This is a genomic window from Labrenzia sp. PHM005, from assembly GCF_006517275.1.
Classification (GTDB): Bacteria; Pseudomonadota; Alphaproteobacteria; order Rhizobiales; family Stappiaceae; genus Roseibium.
The window spans coordinates 5,466,418-5,485,836 of record NZ_CP041191.1; the positions used below are offsets into that span (position 1 = coordinate 5,466,418).

The window sequence follows — 19,419 nt, forward strand, 5'->3', positions numbered from 1 at the left end:
TGCAGTCCTCAGGAAGAGTTAAACCTGAGCCTGCCCAGGGTCTTCTCAAGGTTTAACGATACTCCGCTTTCAGCGGTACACAAGACGAGAACAAGGCAAGATGAGCGAAGCGCTTTCAATTCTGAACAACAACGATGAACTTGTCGACGTGGTTTCAGCAGCTGATGACGGCAGCAAAAAGACCCAATTTTCCATCGGTGATCTCGCCAAGGAGTTTGGCTGCACCTTACGGACACTGCGGTTTTATGAAGACAAAGGCCTGATCAATCCGAAGCGTGACGGCGTGAACCGGGTCTATAACCGGCGTGACCGTGCCCGCTTGAAATTGGTACTCATGGGCAAACAGGTCGGTTTTTCCCTGTCTGAAATCCGTGACATGCTTGATTTGTATGACCTTCGCGACGGTCAGGTGACTCAGTTACGTGTTGCTTTGTCGCGCTTCAATGAGCAAATCGCTGTTCTTCAAAACCAGCGCCAGGATATCGAAACGGCCATTGAAGAACTGTCCCGGACCGTCGAAATCGTCTCCGGCATGCTGAAGCAGAAGGAAGCCGAAGAGGCCTGATCCTCCGGCAACTCAACATTTTTCATCAGATCAGCCCGGCGCCTCTCATACGGTTGCCGGGCTTTTTTTGCACGCATCACGATTGTTTCCAATTTTTTTTAGCGCAAAAAGCGTAAATCTCATCTAACTTAAAAATGCAAAAAACGTAGCGTCATGCATCAGTTCTGAGGATTGACCTCCTCAAAATTCCGTCATTTGGCCGCTTTCCGGTCCATTTTTGAACTATACTTCCCTTACGACACCACTTGCCGGACTTTGATTTGGTGCGTATATAGATCTCCAAGGTGACGTTTACGGAAACGTCATGCGCAATTCTGACGGCAAATCTGGGAGGATTTCCATGCCGAGTTATTCCGCACCGGTAGATGATACCCTTTTTCTGTTGAAAGACGTGTTTGGATACGAACGCTATTCAAACTTGCCCGGATTTTCCGATGCACCGCTGGATCTTGTGGAAGCGATTCTGCGGGAAGGTGCCAAGTTCACCGAGGAAGTCCTTCAGCCGCTGAACCTGTCGGGCGACCAGGAAGGCTGCACCCGTCACGACGATGGCACGGTTTCTGTTCCGAAGGGATTTCAAGAAGCCTATGACGCCTTTTGTGAAGGCGGCTGGGGCACCTTGTCTGCCGACCCCGAATATGGTGGCCAGGGCCTGCCGCATACTCTGGCAACGATCTTCAACGAGTACGCCTCTTCCGCCAACATGGCCTTTTCTATGTACCCCGGCCTGACGGCAGGTGCGATTGCAGCGCTGACGGTCCATGGCTCGGATGAGATCAAGCAGAAGTATTTGCCAAACATGATTGCTGGCAAATGGACCGGCACCATGAACCTGACCGAACCGCATTGCGGCACCGACTTGGGACTGCTGAGAACAAGAGCTGTTCCGCAGGCAGATGGTTCATACAAAATCTCTGGCACCAAGATTTTCATTTCGGCAGGCGAGCACGGCATGTCGGACAACATCATCCACTTGGTCCTTGCCCGGATCGAAGGGGCTCCGGAAGGCGTAAAAGGCATCTCGCTGTTTGTCGTCCCGCGCAATGAAATTGCTGAAGACGGCACTTCAGGTGAGCGCAATGGCGTGTCCTGCGGTTCGATCGAACACAAGATGGGCATCCACGGCAACTCGACCTGCGTCATGAACTACGACAACGCGACCGGCTGGCTGGTTGGCGAGGAACACAAGGGCCTCAAGGCGATGTTCGTAATGATGAACGAAGCGCGCCTCGGTGTTGCCGTTCAAGGTCTTTCCCAGTCCGAAGTTGCTTACCAGAATGCGGTAACCTATGCCAAAGACCGCATCCAGGGCCGTTCGCTCACAGGAGCAAAGAGCCCGGACAAAGCGGCTGATCCGATCATCGTTCATCCGGATGTCCGGCGCACACTGATGTCTATCCGCGCCTTCAACGAAGCTGCGCGGGCGTTGATCCTCTGGACAGCACTCCATGGCGATGTGTCTCACCGGTCTGAAGAAGAAAAAGACCGCCAGTACTCCGACGATATGATGGGCCTGCTGACGCCGGTATTGAAAGGTGTCTTGACCGATCTTGGATTTGCCAACGCTGTCAACGCACAGCAGATGTATGGCGGCCATGGCTATATCGCAGAATGGGGCATGGAACAGTTTGTCCGCGATGCCCGGATCGCCATGATCTATGAAGGCGCCAATGGCGTTCAGGCACTCGATCTGGTTGGCCGTAAACTTCCGGCAAACGGCGGCCGCGCTGTGATGAGCTTCTTCAACGAAGTCAATACGTTCCTGAAAGAAAACAAGGACAACGAAGAGCTTGCAGCCTTCACCGGCCCAGTCAAAAAAGCGGTCGACGACCTGCAGGCAGCGACCATGTGGTTCATGAACAACGCCATGAAAAATCCGGACAATGCTGGAGCCGGTTCCACCGACTATATGCACCTGTTTGGCCTGACGGCCATGGGCTACATGTGGGCAAAAATCGCCAAAACCGCCCAGGAGAGCATCAAGTCCGGCGCGAATGGCAAGGAACAATGGCTTACCGACAAATTGTCGTTCGGCACGTTCTACATGGAGCGCATGATCCCAGAAACGGCAACGCTGCTGGCGAAAATTTCGGCCGGTTCCGACACCATGATGTCGGTGAACACCGACGCATTCTAAGCCTTGAGGTCCTGCACTCGCAGGACCTTCACTCCACCCGCGCAAATCAGGTCGGGGCGGTGTAGTCTCGCCCCAGCTTTTCTTGCCAGGGAGATTCTTAACGTTATGGCTGAATTCGTTCTTCACTGCATGGCCCAGTCCGGCCACTCCTACAAAGTCGCGCTGATGCTCGAACTGTGCGGTGCCGATTGGGATACCAGATGGGTCGACTTCTTCAATGGAGAGACACGGAGTGAAGAGTTCCGGTCCACGTTGAACGAAATGGGCGAAGTGCCCGTTCTGGAGGAAGGGGATAAGCTCCTAACCCAATCCGCGGTCATCATGGATTATCTCTTCGAACGGTTCGGCAAATTCGGCTGGGACAACGAAGAAGAACGCCGGGAAATCCTGCGCTGGACGATTTTCGACAACCAAAAAGTCTCCGGCATGATCGGGCCGCTCCGGTTCCTGCGCACACTCATCAAGGTTGACGAAAACGACGTCACCAAATTCCTGGAAGGGCGGGCCAAGAGCGCGCTTGCCATTCTGGACAAGCATCTGGCGGACAATGATTTCGCCATCGGCACCAAGCTGACAATGGCCGACTTTTCCCTCTGCAGTTACCTGTACTACGAGGGCGAACTCGGTTTCAGCCTGGAGCAATATCAGAACGTCAATAACTGGCTGGCGCGGATCAAGTCCGTGTCCGGCTGGAAACATCCTTATGACCTCATGCCCGGCCATCCGATGCCGGATGCCGCATGAGGCCTGCCTGATCTCGAGGAGGATCTGATGCCTGAAGCTTATATTTATGATCACGTGCGGACACCGCGCGGCCGGGGCAAGAAGGACGGCTCTCTACACGAAGTGCCAGCTGTCCGCCTTGCCGCTACAGCTTTGGAAGCCATCCGGGACCGCAACGGTCTTGACACCAAAAAGATAGACGATGTGGTTCTTGGCTGTGTTGACCCGGTCGGTGAAGCTGGTGGCGACATTGCCCGCGCAGCCGTGTTCGCAGCCGATTATGACACGTCGGTTCCAGGCATGCAGATCAACCGCTTCTGCGCCTCTGGTCTTGATGCGGTCAATATGGCGTCGGCCCAGGTCATGTCCGGTCAACACAAGCTGGTTGTTGCCGGCGGTGTTGAAAGCATGAGCCGTGTTGGCCTCGGCGCGTCAGGCGGTGCCTGGCCGATCGAGCCACAAGTTGCCATCCCCTCCTACTTCATGCCGCAGGGCGTGTCCGCGGACCTGATAGCGACCAAATACGGCTTTACCCGTGACGACTGCGATGCCTATGCGGTGGAAAGCCAAAAGCGCGCGGGCAAGTCCTGGGACGAAGGTAAGTTCGATAAGTCCGTGGTACCGGTGAAAGACATCAACGGCATCACAATCCTAGCCAAGGATGAGCATCTGCGTCCGGAAACCGACATGCAGTCGCTGGCGTCTCTCAACCCGTCTTTCGAAATGATGGGTAATATGGGCGGTTTTGATGCAGTCGGTATTCAGGCTCATCCGGAAGTGGAAAACGTCAAACACGTTCACCACGCAGGCAACTCTTCGGGCATCGTCGATGGCTCAGCCGCCATTCTGATCGGCTCCAGCACAGCCGGCCGCTCCATCGGCAAGAAGCCGCGCGCGCGCATCAAAGCCTTTGCCAACATCGGCTCTGAGCCTGCCCTGATGCTGACCGGTCCGGTGGATGTCACAGAGAAGCTCTTGAAAAACGCCAAGATGGATCAGAAGGACATCGATCTGTTTGAGATCAACGAAGCCTTCGCCTCGGTCGTCCTGCGTTACCAGCAGGCCTTCGACCTCGACCCGGAAACCGTCAACGTCAACGGCGGCGCGATTGCCCTTGGCCACCCGCTGGGTGCAACCGGCGCGATGATCCTCGGCACGGTTCTTGATGAATTGGAACGCCGCGACCTCAACACGGCGCTCGTGACCTTGTGCATCGGCGCCGGCATGGGCACGGCAACCATCATCGAACGCGTTTAAGGCTTTAGTGGAGGACCTAAAAATGACTTATAAGAACTTCACGATCGAAACCGATGAAGATGGCATTGCCCTGATCACCTGGGACATGCCGGCTAAGTCGATGAACGTCATCGACCTCAGCGTCATGGATGAACTGGACGCCGTTGTTGATCAGGTTGTTGGCGATGACGCCATCAAGGGCGCTGTTATCACGTCCGGCAAAAACGCCTTTTCCGGCGGAGCGGACCTAACCATGTTGGAAGGCCTGCTGAAGGACTTCCACGTGCAGCGCGCCAAAGATCCAGAAGCTGCTGCCAAAGCACTGTTTGAAGGCTCCCGAAAGCTGACGCTGGTCTACCGCAAGCTGGAAACATGCGGCAAACCGTTTGTCGCGGCCGTCAACAGCACCTCCATGGGCGGCGGCACCGAATTGGCTCTGGCCTGTCATGCACGCGTTGCCGATGAAGACCTGAAAATGGGCCTTCCGGAAGTGAAAGTCGGTCTTTTCCCGGGAGCTGGCGGCACTCAGCGGGTCATGCGCATGGCAGACGGCCAACAGGGCATGCAGTTCCTGCTTCAGGGCAAGACCTTGCGCGCGCCGCAAGCCAAACAGCTCAAGCTGATTGATGAGGTCACCCCGCCCAAGAAGCTGGTCGCAGCTGCCAAGAAAATGCTGAAGGCCGGTGTTGATCCGGTCAAACCTTGGGACAAGAAGGGGTTCAAGGCGCCGAACGGCAAGGTCTACTCCCCTGCGGGCTTCCAGTTCTGGCCGGCAGCCAATGCGATCTACCGCCGCGAAACGTTCGACAACTACCCGGGCGCCCGCTATCTGCTGCATGCGGTTGTGGAAGGCCTGCAGCTGCCGATGGATCTCGCCCTTCAGGTGGAAAGCCGCTATTTCGCGAAGGTCCTGCAGACCCCCGAAGCGGCCAACATGATCCGCTCGCTGTTCGTTTCGATGCAGGAGCTGAACAAGGGCGCCCGCCGTCCGGTCGACCAGCGCCCGAACAACATCAAGAAAGTTGGTATTCTCGGCGCGGGCTTTATGGGCGCAGGCATTGCCTATGTCACCGCCCAGGCTGGCATCAACGTGGTCCTGATCGACCAGACACAAGAAGCTGCGGACAAGGGCAAGGCTCATTCTGATGGCATTTTGTCCAAGGCGGTCAAGCGTGGCCGGTCGACGGAAGAGCAGAAAGCCAAGGTCCTTTCCAAAATCGAAGCAACCACGGACTATGACGCTCTTGCCGATTGCGACCTGGTGATTGAAGCAGTCTTCGAAGACCGCGACATCAAAAAAGTGGTGACGGAAAAAGCCGAGGCAGTCATGAAGTCCCGGGCGATCTACGCCTCCAACACCTCAACGTTGCCGATCACGTCTCTTGCCCAGGCGTCCAAACGCCCGAAAAACTTCATCGGCATCCACTTCTTCTCGCCGGTCGATAAGATGATGCTGGTTGAAGTGATCATGGGTAAAAAGACATCTGATCGCGCACTCGCCATGGCACTCGATTACATTAAGGCCATCAAGAAGACCCCGATCGTCGTCAACGACAGCCGCGGCTTCTACACGTCACGTGTGGTCATGACCTACATCCGCGAAGGCCTGATGATGCTGGCAGACGGCATTCCGGCACCGATGATCGAAAATGCAGGCAAGATGGCCGGCATGCCGGTTGGACCGCTGTCGCTCGGTGACGAGGTTGCCCTCGATCTGGCCTGGAAAATCGTCTCAGCCACCCGGAAGGACCTTGGCGTCAAATACGTTGAAGGTCCGCTCGACAACATCCTGGAAGAGATGGTGGTCAAGCGGGAACGCTTTGGCCGCAAGAACGGCAAGGGCTTTTACGATTACAACGGCAAGGACAAGAGCCTGTGGCCGGGCATTCCGGACGTTGTAGGTCAGCCGAAGTCCGCAGACAGTTTCAACATCGAAGAACTCAAGCAGCGCTTGCTCGTCATGCAGGCCTTGGAATCTGCGCGGATCTTTGAGGAGAACTGTCTCACAGACGTTCGAGAAGCGGATGTCGGCTCCATTCTCGGCTTTGGCTTTGCACCATACACTGGTGGCACGCTCAGCTACATCGATATGATGGGAACGGCAGCCTTTGTGGATCTTTGCAAGAAGTTCACCCGCAAGTGGGGCCCGCGTTTCAAGCCGAACAAGCTGCTGCGTGAAATGGCCAAAAACGATGAGACTTTCTACGGCAAATTCCCGCCAAAAGTCGAAGTTGCGGTCAAAGACGCCGCCTAGGTAACAGCTCAGCCATACTGTTTGAACGCCGCCTTTTAATGAGGCGGCGTTTTATTTTACGCATCAAATAAATTTTGGCGATTTACGACACTTCTTGATCCTAAATGCGCTCTCATGCAAAGTATGCTGCAAGAAGATACCGTAAGGTTCACTTGGAGGGGAAATGCCGCTGGAAGGAGAGTGGGCCCGCGCGGATGTTATTCGCGTATTGAAGGACATGTGCCCAAACGCTGGACTGGACTGGTCCCATATCGCCCAAGTCTATGATTTCGATCTGGAAGCACTCGATGACCCGCACGGCATCGTGTCAGTCACGGCGTGGCACGGCGTTTTTGAATATGTAGCTGAAGCTCTGGATGACGATTCAGCTATGTTCGATCTATTCAACAAAATTGATATCGGCAGTTTTTCAGTTTTTGATTACCTGTTCACCTGTGCGCCATCCTTGAGGGATGCCTGCCAAGCTTGGATAAAATTCATTCAGATCCGGACGAATGCCTACCACCTGACATACGAAGAAACGGAAACCGGCGCCTACATCGAGTGGCCGAGTTTGGAAGGCCGCGGCGAGTGGCGGCAAAACATGTTTGCCCGTATCGGCTGGGCGGCACGTCAGCTGGAGCATTCCCTCGATATGGCAGTGCCACCAATCCTTATCGAATTGGCCACAAATCCCCCGGCCAAAACTTCAACATTTCAAAAAAAGTATCAAGGGCGGATAAAGTTTCACGCTCCGGCAAACAGGATTTCGTTTCCCAAAGCATTGCTGAGCCGTCCTCTGCGGCGCAACGATCCACATCTCTACCAGATCATCTTAAAGTCCGCTCTTCAGGAACTGAATGAATTCGGTCAGATGGAGTCCCCAATCTCGCGCCTTGCCAATGAGATAGCGGCCAGCTTGTCGGAAGGTGGTGCAGCACTGCCAAAAATCGCAGCCAAAATGGGCATGTCACAAAGAGCAATTCAGCGGCTCCTGGAAAAAGAAGGCATCACTTACCGCAAACTCAGTGAAGAGATTCGCAAATCGGCGGCTGAACGGTACTTGCGCTCAACAACTCTGCCAATGAAGGAAATCGCATTCCTTCTTGGCTTCTCAGAACTCAGTACTTTTTCCAGAGCCGTAAAATTGTGGTTTGGCGCCCCACCTCGCAAAGTTCGTGAACGGTTGACGGAACCAGCAAAGAACTATTGCTCGATAGATGACCGCCCGGAAACATCAGAGGAATTGCAAGTGCCGCCAGGGCCGGATTTCAAGACCACACCGCGGCTTCAAAACTGATTTTGAGATCAAACTGCTGCACCCAAAATAATGAAAGAAGCCATCCTTCGCCATTCGGAATACCAATACGCAGAAAACCACTCAGTGTTCCGGTTGAATATATAACAGTGCAAAAAAGAATAGAGCGCGGCAGCAGGTCGGGCTCCCGCATGCCGCGCTAACAATCCCTTACCCGGTACCCCATCTGGCGTGCCTGGCACTGGTGCGGATTGACGCCAGCCGAAAAACGACCGGAGTGCATCGCCAACCCCCAACTACACCTTGCTGCATGCGGTTTTTGGCAGCCAAGTCTAGACAGCTCGACTGCGGTTGTTGTCTTTCGCAACAGGGCGTGGAAGCCAAGCGTATGCGGGTGTGGGTGAGTTGCACACGCCTAAGTTACTCTTCCAATAACTAGCAATAGGCCAGTTTCTCTAGCTTGTCTTTAGCCGGATATGATCGGATGTTAGCGTTTTGCGACATCAGCTATCATTCAAGCGGATTTCCCCAACATTTATCCAACATATGGCTGCACCAGCAAACAGCCCAATTGATGCCGCGTTGCAATCTGCTGGGAGGCTTCCTAAGTTCATGGAATATTTGGAGCCCCGTTTCGGAGTAGAAAATGACAGACAGCAGCTTGAACCGTTTTCTGGGAGGATCTCCCGGCCAGGTCCTGCTGCGGCTCGTGTTTCTGTCCTTTGTGGTCGGTATTATTTTAGCCGCGCTCAATATGAACCCAATCGACCTCGTTTATATGGCTTGGGACTTTGTTGAGCATCTTTGGAATTTGGGTTTTGATGCCCTTGGGCGCCTAGGCGGATACCTTGTCGCAGGTGCGATCATCGTACTGCCGGTTTGGGTCGTTTTGCGATTGCTCTCCGTTGGGCGCGGACGATAAGCACCACCAAAGACACACCCTATGCGGGAAATTTAACTAAAAATTTACCAATTTTAATGGAGAGTAAACGTCCTCCCAACGGATGATGCTGTCTATGTCGGTCTTTTCTATTCTCAACAAAGCAAGCCAGCAGCAATTCAATTTGCGCCTGCACAACGGGGCCCAGCCTCAACCCAAGTCTCAGGCGAATGCCGAAGCGTTGGTTACAAATCTGACCGGCACCAGTGCGCCGCTTTCTGAAAAAGAAAACGAGACCGCCCAGTCTCTGCTGAAAGATTTTACCGAAGCCACGCGGATTAACGGCACGCTAGTCAAATCTGTGAAGGACAGCAAAGACGCAATGCGGAAGGAGAAACTGGAGCGCATTGAACAACGGATAAAACAGCTGAAAGAGATGATGCGCTTCGCAACGCCCGAACAAGCCAAGCGCCTACTCAAGGAACTGAAACAAATCTCCAAGGAGTTCAGCTCCGCAGCCAAGGACTTGAACAAAGCAGCAGAAAATCTGGGATCGGCCGGGCCGAATTCAGCAGTCACGGCTGCAGCCGATGCATTCAGTTCCGTTATAGACAGCACTCTCGGCAATCAACCAGCGTCTGCCGCCGTCCCTGCTACAAGCGTTGCCACTGGCACTTCAGAAGCCTCTCCTCAGGCCTCTTCAACCCACACGATAAACTCGAGCACAACAACGGAGACCTCGCCGGAAGCACCCAATAACAACAATAGTATTCCGCCAAATGAGGACGAACTTTCTGGAGAACAACAGAAAGAACACTACAAGGCTGCCATCTATGCCTACGCTGATCAACAACACCTCGCTGATAAAACCCATCATGATCAGCGGGTTGAGGGAATGCGCGCTGAACACGAGGACCTACGTAAGATCGCTCAGGATCTGAAGATGCTGGCCAATTGGCTGGAAGCACTTGCTGATAAAGACGATGAAGACCAGCAGGACGACCTGAAGGAAATAAAGGATGCCTTGAAGGCGGGAAACGAAGATCTCAATGATCCGGCACTTCAAGAGACCTTGGGGGTCGGACTAACTGACTTGGCTAAGACCAGCACCGGGCCAGCCACATCCTCAATCAGCATTGACACTTCGGTATCTATAAAAGTGTCGAATATCGTCGTTTAATAGACGTCATCAGCTCCAGAAACCAATTCTCCTCCCGTTTGGCCAGCAACGCTTAACGCCACTCTATGCAACGAGACATGACGATCTGCCAATTCATCAATATCGGTCGAATACCCACCGCCCAAGACACCGGCCAGTGGAATTCCAACTCTGCGCACTGTCTCGATGACATAGCGGTCTCTGTTACGGAGCCCATCTCTGGTGAGCGCCAGCCGACCTAACCTGTCACCTTCGTAAGGGTCCACTCCGGCGTTGTAAAATACAATGTCCCAGGGCTCTCGTTTCAACAAATCCGGCAAAACGTCCTGGAGTTTTTGGAGGTAGGCGATGTCTTCAAGACCGTCGGGCAAGGCAATATCTAAATGGGAGGGTACTTTCCTAACTGGATAGTTCTTTTCAGAATGCATCGACAACGTAAAAACATCCGGATCACCGCTGAAGATGTCCGCGGTTCCATCTCCCTGATGCACGTCTAAGTCAATCACCAATGCCTTGCGGATAGCACCGTCCGCCTGCAAAACTTTGATCGCAACCGCCACATCGTTGAAGACACAAAAGCCCGCTCCATGAGTCCTACGCGCATGGTGGCTGCCGCCGGCAGTGTTGCAAGCAAGCCCATGTTCCAGCGCAAGATAACCGGTCAATACCGTTCCGCCTGTCGCACAACGAGCTCTCAGGGCGATATCTGTCCGCATCGGGAAGCCGATTTCCCGGGCAATTTTCTCAGGAACTTCAGCACTGAATACCTGATCGACGTAATCAGGATCATGGGCAAGCGCGACCCATTCGAAGGGAGCCGGCCGTGGGCGGAAAAAATCCCCCTCCCCCAACAGGCCTTCCAAACGGATCAACTCAGCGACAGCCCGGAACTTGTCCATTGGAAAGCGATGATTTGCCGGCAGATCGGCGCAATAGGCGGGATGATGAACGAATGGAACGGCCATTGGCCGCAATATAGTCTTTTGCGGTCTTCTGAAAAGATACATATCCCCAATGCGGATTTGCCCCTTGACGCGGCGCCGCCATATGGCGAAGACAGCATAATCTTCTGAAAGCCCTTTCATGCCATCGCCTAACATTCCCGAAAACGCTGCGGACACCAGCTTTACCGTCACGCACAAAGGTGTGCTTGCCATAGCCGTCCCAATGACGCTCGGCTATCTGTCGACGCCGCTGTTGGGTGTCATCGACATGGCGGTTATCGGGCGGTTGGGGGATGCCGCCCTGATTGGCGGAATTGCACTCGGCGGTATCATCTTCGATCTGGTGTTTACCACTTTCAATTTTCTGAGATCCGGGACGACCGGTCTGACGGCTCAGGCCCTTGGCGCCCGCGATGAAACCGAAATCCGGGCGACGCTTCTGCGCGCCTTTGTTATCGCCGCTTTGGGTGGGCTTTTGCTGATCGCGTTTCATTCTCCCATCCGGGACGCAGGCCTCTGGTTTCTTGGCGGCAGTGCTGAGGTACAAGATGCCACAAAGCGCTACTTCGACATCCGCATCTACAGCGCCCCCTTCCTGCTCGCCAATTTCGCTATCCTCGGCTGGTTTATCGGCCTGGGCCGCGCCGGAATTGGATTGCTCCTGCAGGTCTTTTTGAATGGGCTCAACATTGCTTTGAGCATCTGGTTCGTTATGGGGCTCGGCTGGAGCGTTGAAGGTGTCGCCCTAGCAACGCTCTTGAGTGAATTTGCTACGACCGGCCTTGGGGTCATAGTCATCCTGACGCAGTCACAAAGCGGCACTTGGCCAGCGGCCCGCATCGTGTTCGACAAGCGCTTGCTGTTGCGGATGATGGCGCTCAACCGCGACATCATGATCCGGTCTTTCGCTCTTCTCTATGCTTTCGCGTTTTTCATGGCCCGCTCTGCTGATCAAGGAGATGTCGTGCTGGCCAGCAACGCGGTACTCCAGAAATTCATCATGGTTTCCAGCTATTTTTTGGACGGATTGGCAACCGCTGCAGAACAACTGGCTGGCCGGGCGGTTGGAGCGCGTTTGCGTCCCGCCTTCGACCGGGCGCTGAAGCTGACAGCGCTTTGGAGCTTTGCCATGGCCGCGATTCTGGCGATAGTGTTTGCGCTTCTAGGGCAGCACATGATCGACTTTCTGACGACCAACGCAGACGTCCGAGACTACGCCAAGTCATATCTGATCTGGGTCGTTGTGATCCCGCTCATCGGTGTGCTGGCTTATCAGATGGACGGTGTTTACATCGGAGCAACCTGGTCCGGTACGATGCGTAACATGATGCTGGTGTCGTTGGCGGCCTATATAGCAGCCTACTATGCCCTCTTCCCGGTTCTCGGAAATCATGGTTTATGGCTGGCGATTTCGCTGTTTTTGGGATTGCGCGGCCTGACCTTGCTGGCGGCTTGCCCCAAGCGCGCCGCCAGAACTTTCAGTTCATAGTATCAAGGATTTTCGGACGCCCAGGCATCAACATTGGCGTCCCGGGCTTCCCGTAAGGACGCAAGTCCGGTTTCATTGAGCTTGGCAATCAGACCGGTCAGGATTTCGTCAATCAAAGCCGGGCCCTTGAAGACCAGGGATGAATAGAGCTGCAGCAGGTCAGCACCCGCCGCAATCTTCGTCCACGCCGTCTCCGCGCTGTCGATGCCGCCAACGCCGATGATCGGCAAATCCGGGCCTGCGAGTCTGCGTGCCTTTGCCAGCATGATGGTTGATTTGCGGAACAGTGGCCGGCCGGAAAGTCCGCCGGTTTCCTGATAAGGCCCCGTGCCACTCAACCCCTCCCGGGAGATCGTGGTGTTGGAAACAATCAAGCCGTCGACCTTCTTGTCCAGTACCTCTTCGACGATATCTTCAAGATCTTCAGCGACCACATCGGGTGCAATCTTCAGCAAAACCGGCACTTGCCGGCCGGACTTGGCAATGTTTTCGTCTCTCGCGGCCATAACGCCACTCAAAAGATCTGCGAGTGCCGAGCGCGCCTGCAAATCCCGCAATCCGGGAGTGTTGGGAGAGGAAATATTGACCGCGAAATACGACGCGAATTCTGAAAACGCATGTATTCCGGCGACATAGTCCGCAATCCGGTCATCGGCATCTTTGTTCGCGCCGACATTGATACCAAGAACCCCCGGTTTGCCAGCCCGGACAGTGAGCCGGGCGCGCAGTGCATCATGGCCCTCGTTGTTAAAACCATACCGGTTGATCACCCCCTGATCGCCCGGCAAACGGAACACCCGCGGTCTCGGATTGCCGGCTTGCGCCCGCGGGGTCACCGATCCGGCCTCGGCAAAGCCGAAGCCGAGTTTGAGCAACTCATCGGGCACTTCGCCGTTCTTATCGAACCCGGCTGCCATACCAAGCGGATTGGGAAACTTGAGATCCCATAGGTTCACAGCAAGCCGTGGATCTGAAGCGATTTTCCTGCCCGGAACCAGTCCACTCTTTAACCCCAGTACTGTCACGCGGTGAGCGGTTTCCGCGTCCAAAAGCTGAAGACCTTTTTGGGCCGCTTGTTCCAACCAAGTCACACTCATGCATCCAGCTCCGGAAATTGATGGGCCCCATCGCCATCTACCGGCAACTCTTTAACCCACAAAGCCGACGTTGGATCGAGGTCTTCGTAAAGGTGGGGAAACAAGGCTCCGCCCCGGGAAGGTTCCCATTTTAGAGCCTCTCCGAAAGCCGCAGTATCAAAGGCTGCGATCAGAAGATCCGTTTGTCCGGCAAAATGCTTGGCGGCGGTCTCCCGGACTTGTTCAGCGCTGGAGAAATGAATGAAACCGTCGGCCAGATCTACAGGAGCTCCTTTAAAAACTCCCGCCGTTTCGGCGTCCTGCCACATTGTTTTTGGCACGATTTTAAAAATCACCGACATCCGCAGCACTTGCTCCATGTACTTTGAGGACTTGCTCGATCGGGTTTCCATCGAACTCGTTCGTAAACGCGCGCAACCTACTCAGCCCCGAAGGGTCAGACAAGCGGGCTATAGCGCTCTTTGCCGCGGTATTTGCATTTTGACGAAAAAAACATCACCTTCCATACTCCAGAAAAAGGGATTTATTCCTGTTTGATGCATTGTGGGAGATGGCCTGAATGCTGTCGCATGAAAAAGTTTGGGCGGCGATTGACGCTTTGGCGTCTCACAATGGCTTGTCGCCATCAGGCTTAGCGCGGCGAGCTGGCCTCGACCCAACCACATTCAACCGCTCCAAACGAGTTGCAGGAGATGGACGCCCGCGCTGGCCGTCCACAGAGTCCCTTGCAAAAATCCTGGAAGCAACGGGCGAAGGATTAAAAAGCTTCGCGGCACGTGTTGAAACACCGGACAGAGTAACATCGCCGGCACTTCCCAAGGTACCCTTCGCTGGACTTTCGGATGTTACCGAGCAGGCTGCTTTCGATCCCACCGGCCAACCGCAGGGGACGCTATGGGAGACAGTGACGTTTCCGGCAGCGGATAACCAAAGCGTTTTTGCATTGCAAGTCTCCGGCGACAACCTGTTGCCGCTTTATAGGCAAGGCGATGTTATTATCGTTGCGCCATCTTCTGCGGTCAGCCGCGGCGACCGGATTATCATAAAACCTTCCGAGGACCACCTTGCTGTCTACACTCTCCTTCAGCGAACGCCGGAGAGATTGAACGTTCAGACAATCGGGGACAAGCCTGAGAAGATTGCATTTGAACACTCGGCAATCGAATGGACTGCCCGTATCATTTGGGCAAGCCAGTAACAGGGTTGAGACCCGGATATGAAGATCCGCCCGCTATTGATCCCCCTTGCCGTTGTCGGCGCTTTCGGTGGCACAGTCGCCTGGCTGGTCCTTGCCGATCCGCCGCCTCCACCAGACACATCTGGCAGGGTTGATGCGCCACAAGCGGCTGAGACCAAAGTGGAAGCTCCATCCACAAAACAGTCAGAACCCGCGACCGCTCAAGCGGGCACGGCAACGTCAGCAGTCCCACCACCAGATGAAATCCGGGACGTATCTCCAGAAGGTGTTTCTGCGCCAGAAGTCACCGGAAACCTGACCCGGATTGAACCTTCCGAGCGCTTCCTGGAACTCATGAACCCTCCGGTCGAACCGATTCCAGAGGGGCCGTTGAACCTGGTCCATGTCGAGGTTTTGGACGGTGGGCATCTAAAAGCCGGGCAATTGACGGTGAAGCTCGCACATATCGACCCGTTGCCTCTGGACGCGACATGCAAGACCGAGATGGGGGCATCGTGGCCGTGTGGCACACGGGCAAGGACCTTTTTACGCGGGCTTGTCCGGCGGTTCAAAGTGACTTGTTCCAAAGAAGAAGACTTGGCCCCTCAGAAAATCACAGCTGAATGCCAACGGGGAAAAATTGACCTGGGCAAACAACTTGTCCGCTTTGGCTGGGCAAAACCGCTAGACACTGCGCCAGAGGGACTGAAAGAACTGGCCGAAGAAGCAAAGGCGGAAGAAATCGGACAATGGCAGACCGACTGGTATTCCGACCTTCCGGAGAGCAACTGGGCCGATCAAACCGGTCAGGAACCGCTCACGGCTGAAGATCTTGCTCCTGATGTCATCGACTGGAGCCTTCGCACGTTCCAAGGCGATGCAACGACCCTTTTGGATGACCCCGTTCCTGAAGAAGACCTGCTGACTGACGAATTGCCTGAGCAATAGCTACTGGCGCATCATAAAAAGAATGGCGGCCGATCAGAGATCAGCCGCCACTGTTTACCACTTCTCATCTCAAAAAGAGTTGGCCGTTAAGCGGACAGCTCTCCGGCCAGCGCCTTGGCAATCATCTCGCGGGTTTCAGAAATACCGTAAAGTGCAACGAACGACCCAAACCGCGGTCCCTTTTCCTGGCCCAGCAACAGTTGGTACAGCGCAGAGAACCAGGCCACTGACACACCTGGGCCGCCATCCGGGCCTTTCTTTTTCGGATCCTGGTAACGCTCAATCGCACGGGCGACATCCAGAACCGCATCTTGGATCGCCGCACCATCGGCATCTTCTGGAAGATCGGCCAGCTTGGCGTCAAGCTGCTCAAGCGCCTGCCGCTCGACATCGTCCGGTGTTTTGAAGGACTTGTTCGGTTTGACGAAGTCGTCAAAGTAACGGATCGCGTAGCCTACAAGCGCATCCAGTTCCGGATGGGTGTCTGCAGTCACACCAGGTGCATAGCGGGAGATAAAGGCCCAGAGAACATCCTTGCTGTGCGCGTTGGAGGCCGACACCAGATTGAGCAGCATGGCAAACGGCACCGGCAATTCAATCTCGGGAATGTTGCCCGAATGAATGTGCCAAGCCGGGTTCTGCAGTTTCTGCTCCACCGGCATCTGCGCGTATTTCTGGGCAAACGTGTAATACTCGTCGACGGCCTTTGGGATCACGTCGAAGAACAGCCGTTTTGCCGTGCGCGGCTTCTGGAACATGTAGAGCGACAGGCTCTCGGTCGGCGCGTAGGTCAGCCACTCGTCAATCGACAGGCCGTTGCCCTTCGACTTGGAGATCTTCTCACCCTTGTCGTCCAAAAACAGCTCGTAGACGTAATGTTCCGGCGCGGTTCCGCCGAGAACCTTACAGATCTTGTCATAAACAGCCATGTTTGGACCGTGGTCCTTGCCGAACATTTCAAAGTCGACATCAAGCGCTGCCCAGCGCGCACCAAAGTCCGGCTTCCATTGCAGCTTCACATTGCCGCCTGTGACCGGCAGTGTGATGTCCTGACCGTCTTCATCGGTGAAGCTGATCGTGCCGTCCTTGGCGTTCACCTCTTTCATCGGCACATAAAGCACCCGGCCGGAGGTCGGTGAAATTGGCAGGAACGGTGAATAGGTCGCGCGGCGCTCTTCCCCAAGCGTTGGTAGCATCACGTCCATCAGCTTTTGATAGCGTTCTGCCGCCCGTAGCAGGATCTCATCAAACTTGCCGGATTTGTAGTACTCGGTCGCACTGGCGAATTCGTAATCAAAGCCAAACGTATCCAGGAACCGGCGCAGCATGGCGTTGTTGTGGTGGCCAAAGCTCTCATAATCGCCGCCGAACGGGTTCGGCACGACGGTGAGCGGCATTTGCAGGTAAGGCTCCAACGCCGCTTTGTCCGGCACATTTTCCGGAATCTTGCGCATCCCGTCCATGTCATCGGAAAAACAGATCAACCGAGTTGGGATCTTGTCTTCTGTCAAAACGCGGAATGCCGTGCGCACCATCGTTGTGCGGGCCACCTCGCCGAAGGTGCCGATATGCGGCAGACCGGACGGACCATAACCCGTTTCAAACAGGACCGGTTTCTGCGGATCCCGTTTTTCGATCCGTTTGACCAGTTTTCGCGCTTCTTCGAATGGCCAGGCCTTGGATTTGGCGGCCGCCTCGACAAAGTCTTGCGAAAGGTCAAGCGGAGACAGGGATTGGTCGGTCATGTTCTTCAGATCGTTTCAGTTGTTTTTGAAAGAAAAGCGGGAGAAACCGGCAAACTTTAGGCCTTTGTCCCGCATATTGCGGCGCGACACTAGAAAAGAGCAAGCCCGCCGTCAATCAATTGTCGGCCGCAACATGCTTGAAGCGGCGTCTTTGAGCCGCTACATCGGGGCAGCAAACAATGCCCGGTAGCGGCGAAGGAGATTTTTGAAGTGTCAGGACAAGACCCGATCAGCATCGAGGAAGCCCTCATCTACATCATGGTGATTGTATCGGCCTCCGATAACTCCATGACCGACAACGAGCTGGCAACGATCGGCGACATGATCAAAACCCTGCCGGTGTTCAAGGACTACAATCCGAACAATGTCATTCCGGCAGCTCAGCGCTGCGGCGACATCCTGCAGGAAGACAACGGCCTGTTCCTGGTGCTGGAACTTGTCGGCGACATCCTGCCGCCCAAACTCTACGACACGGCCTATGCGCTGGCAGTTGAAGTCGCAGCAGCTGATTTGCACGTTGAAAAAGAAGAACTGCGCCTTCTTCAGCTCCTGCGCGACCGGTTCGGCCTCGACAAACTCACAGTTGCCGCCATCGAGCGTGGCGCAATCGCCCGCCACAGGACAGCCTAAGGGAGCAGAGGGCCGTGCGTTTCGCACGACGGCGTCTTTTTCTTTGGTCCATCGTGTCCCTCGTCGGAGGGGCACTTTTGTTTTTTGGCTTTCTGTTTTTATCCGGACTCGGCGACTTTGATCTGTCCGGGTACGAAACGCAGCCGATCTCGTTTGAATACGATGGCTTCAATGTTTCAGGCACTTTGCACCGGCCGGAAGGAAAAGATCCGCCTGTTGTCTTGATTGTCCACGGTGACGGGCCGCAAGACCGGTATTCCGGAGGCGGATATCTGCCGCTGATCCGGGTGCTACTCGACAACGGAATCGCAGTCTATTCCTGGGACAAGCCGGGGGTCGGCGCTAGCCAAGGCGACTGGCTGGATTTTTCGATGCAAGACCGCGCAGACCTTGCCGAGGCAGCGCTTGAGCGTTTGACGTCTCTTCTGGAGATCCAGAATTCCGCCGTTGGATTCTTGGGCTTTTCGCAAGCAGGTTGGGTTTTGCCGCACCTTGCGCAGGCAAAAGGACGGGCTGATTTTCTGGTGCTTGTTGGCGGCGCCATTGATTGGCAGCGGCAGGGCCAGTATTACACCCGCAAGCGCTTGGAGGCGGAAGGAATTTCGTCAGCAAATATTGATGCCGAAATCCGCAAACAATCGGCCCATAACCAGACCCTCTTGGGAGAGGGTGCAGATTACACAGCGTACCGGCAATCAAAAATCTCGCCGTCACCAATGTCTGAACAGCGCTACCAGTTTGTCCGCAAAAACTGGCGGTCCAACGCTACTGTACCGCTCAAAACAGCGACCAAACCTTTCCTCACTGTTCACGGCAGCGAAGATCTAAACGTCGATCCGAATTTCAACTCGGCCCAATATCGCGCGTTGTTAGAGCACACCCATCCGGCGAACCGTTTCGAAGTCGTTGCCGGAGCCACCCACGGATTGCTGCGCGCCAGCGTTTTCAATTATCAGCGTCCCGATCAGATGCCGGTGTGGGCCGAATTTGCGTTTATCGCTTTAGGGCGGGAAGCCTATACTCCTTGCGCGATGGATACCATTTTCACTTGGATCCATCAGCGCGCTCAGGAAACCAAGCCAGAACGGCAATAGCTTCGCTCAAGCTCCAGTATTCAGTATTGAAATCAGAACAGACGGTGCTTTCGCACCGATTGCTCCAAATTGAATGATTGGTTTTACCCGCCCCTAACCGGCGG

Annotated in this window: 17 protein-coding genes; 13 read left to right on the plus strand and 4 right to left on the minus strand. The window is 54.9% G+C overall.

The features are described 5' to 3' along the window. Positions 1 to 100: 100 nt before the first annotated feature. The 8 genes from FJ695_RS24725 to FJ695_RS24760 all read left to right on the plus strand — a co-directional run bounded on the left by FJ695_RS24725 (position 101) and on the right by FJ695_RS24760 (position 10,212). Positions 101 to 565 (plus strand): MerR family DNA-binding transcriptional regulator, encoded by a 465-nt coding sequence (locus tag FJ695_RS24725; protein ID WP_141187929.1) that lies wholly within the window; start codon positions 101 to 103, stop codon positions 563 to 565. A gap of 340 nt (positions 566 to 905) precedes the next feature. Beyond that, positions 906 to 2,702, plus strand: a complete 1,797-nt coding sequence (locus tag FJ695_RS24730) for an acyl-CoA dehydrogenase C-terminal domain-containing protein (protein ID WP_141187930.1) — start codon at positions 906 to 908, stop codon at positions 2,700 to 2,702. 105 nt (positions 2,703 to 2,807) lie between these two features. Beyond that, positions 2,808 to 3,446 (plus strand): glutathione S-transferase family protein, encoded by a 639-nt coding sequence (locus tag FJ695_RS24735; RefSeq protein WP_141187931.1) that lies wholly within the window; start codon positions 2,808 to 2,810, stop codon positions 3,444 to 3,446. A gap of 27 nt (positions 3,447 to 3,473) precedes the next feature. Next, positions 3,474 to 4,682: an acetyl-CoA C-acetyltransferase gene (locus tag FJ695_RS24740; RefSeq protein ID WP_141187932.1), complete on the plus strand. Its 1,209-nt coding sequence runs from the start codon at positions 3,474 to 3,476 to the stop codon at positions 4,680 to 4,682. Positions 4,683 to 4,704: 22 nt separating this feature from the next. Continuing rightward, positions 4,705 to 6,915, plus strand: coding sequence for a 3-hydroxyacyl-CoA dehydrogenase NAD-binding domain-containing protein (locus FJ695_RS24745; protein ID WP_141187933.1), 2,211 nt, complete (start codon positions 4,705 to 4,707; stop codon positions 6,913 to 6,915). Positions 6,916 to 7,078: 163 nt separating this feature from the next. Continuing rightward, positions 7,079 to 8,194, plus strand: coding sequence for an AraC family transcriptional regulator (locus FJ695_RS24750; protein WP_168206479.1), 1,116 nt, complete (start codon positions 7,079 to 7,081; stop codon positions 8,192 to 8,194). Between the two features lie 604 nt (positions 8,195 to 8,798). Beyond that, on the plus strand, positions 8,799 to 9,074 hold the full coding sequence (locus FJ695_RS24755) for a DUF6460 domain-containing protein (RefSeq protein WP_141187934.1): 276 nt from the start codon (positions 8,799 to 8,801) through the stop codon (positions 9,072 to 9,074). Between the two features lie 94 nt (positions 9,075 to 9,168). Continuing rightward, positions 9,169 to 10,212, plus strand: a complete 1,044-nt coding sequence (locus tag FJ695_RS24760; RefSeq protein WP_141187935.1) for a hypothetical protein — start codon at positions 9,169 to 9,171, stop codon at positions 10,210 to 10,212. Here FJ695_RS24760 and FJ695_RS24765 read toward each other — a convergent pair. Then, positions 10,209 to 11,156 carry a histone deacetylase gene (locus FJ695_RS24765; RefSeq protein ID WP_141187936.1) on the minus strand — a complete coding sequence of 316 codons (948 nt, stop codon included), beginning with the start codon at positions 11,154 to 11,156 and terminating at the stop codon, positions 10,209 to 10,211. The genes FJ695_RS24760 and FJ695_RS24765 overlap by 4 nt on opposite strands. 118 nt (positions 11,157 to 11,274) lie before the next feature. On the opposite strand from FJ695_RS24765, the gene FJ695_RS24770 reads away from it, so the two are divergent. Then, the gene (locus FJ695_RS24770; protein ID WP_141187937.1) at positions 11,275 to 12,624 is read left to right on the plus strand and encodes an MATE family efflux transporter; all 1,350 of its coding nucleotides are present in this window, start codon (positions 11,275 to 11,277) and stop codon (positions 12,622 to 12,624) included. 2 nt (positions 12,625 to 12,626) lie between these two features. On the opposite strand, the gene FJ695_RS24775 is transcribed toward FJ695_RS24770, so the two are convergent. Then, complete coding sequence (locus FJ695_RS24775; RefSeq protein WP_141187938.1) at positions 12,627 to 13,721, minus strand: quinone-dependent dihydroorotate dehydrogenase; 1,095 nt, start codon at positions 13,719 to 13,721, stop codon at positions 12,627 to 12,629. Next, on the minus strand, positions 13,718 to 14,113 hold the full coding sequence (locus FJ695_RS24780; protein WP_247653730.1) for a DUF952 domain-containing protein: 396 nt from the start codon (positions 14,111 to 14,113) through the stop codon (positions 13,718 to 13,720). The genes FJ695_RS24775 and FJ695_RS24780 overlap by 4 nt, the downstream gene beginning before the upstream one ends. A gap of 167 nt (positions 14,114 to 14,280) precedes the next feature. Here FJ695_RS24780 and FJ695_RS24785 point away from each other — a divergent pair, with 167 nt between their 5' ends. Further along, on the plus strand, positions 14,281 to 14,919 hold the full coding sequence (locus tag FJ695_RS24785; RefSeq protein WP_141187940.1) for a helix-turn-helix transcriptional regulator: 639 nt from the start codon (positions 14,281 to 14,283) through the stop codon (positions 14,917 to 14,919). An 18-nt stretch (positions 14,920 to 14,937) separates the two neighbouring features. Further along, a complete protein-coding gene (locus tag FJ695_RS24790; RefSeq protein ID WP_141187941.1) occupies positions 14,938 to 15,846 on the plus strand; it encodes a thermonuclease family protein in 909 nt (302 codons plus the stop codon). Between the two features lie 86 nt (positions 15,847 to 15,932). Here the strand turns inward: FJ695_RS24790 and FJ695_RS24795 are convergent, their stop codons facing one another. Then, on the minus strand, positions 15,933 to 17,591 hold the full coding sequence (locus FJ695_RS24795; RefSeq protein WP_141187942.1) for a lysine--tRNA ligase: 1,659 nt from the start codon (positions 17,589 to 17,591) through the stop codon (positions 15,933 to 15,935). A gap of 258 nt (positions 17,592 to 17,849) precedes the next feature. Here FJ695_RS24795 and FJ695_RS24800 point away from each other — a divergent pair, with 258 nt between their 5' ends. Next, positions 17,850 to 18,221: a tellurite resistance TerB family protein gene (locus FJ695_RS24800; protein WP_141188918.1), complete on the plus strand. Its 372-nt coding sequence runs from the start codon at positions 17,850 to 17,852 to the stop codon at positions 18,219 to 18,221. A 14-nt stretch (positions 18,222 to 18,235) separates the two neighbouring features. Next, a complete protein-coding gene (locus FJ695_RS24805; protein WP_141187943.1) occupies positions 18,236 to 19,315 on the plus strand; it encodes a S9 family peptidase in 1,080 nt (359 codons plus the stop codon). The last annotated feature ends 104 nt before the right edge of the window (positions 19,316 to 19,419 follow it).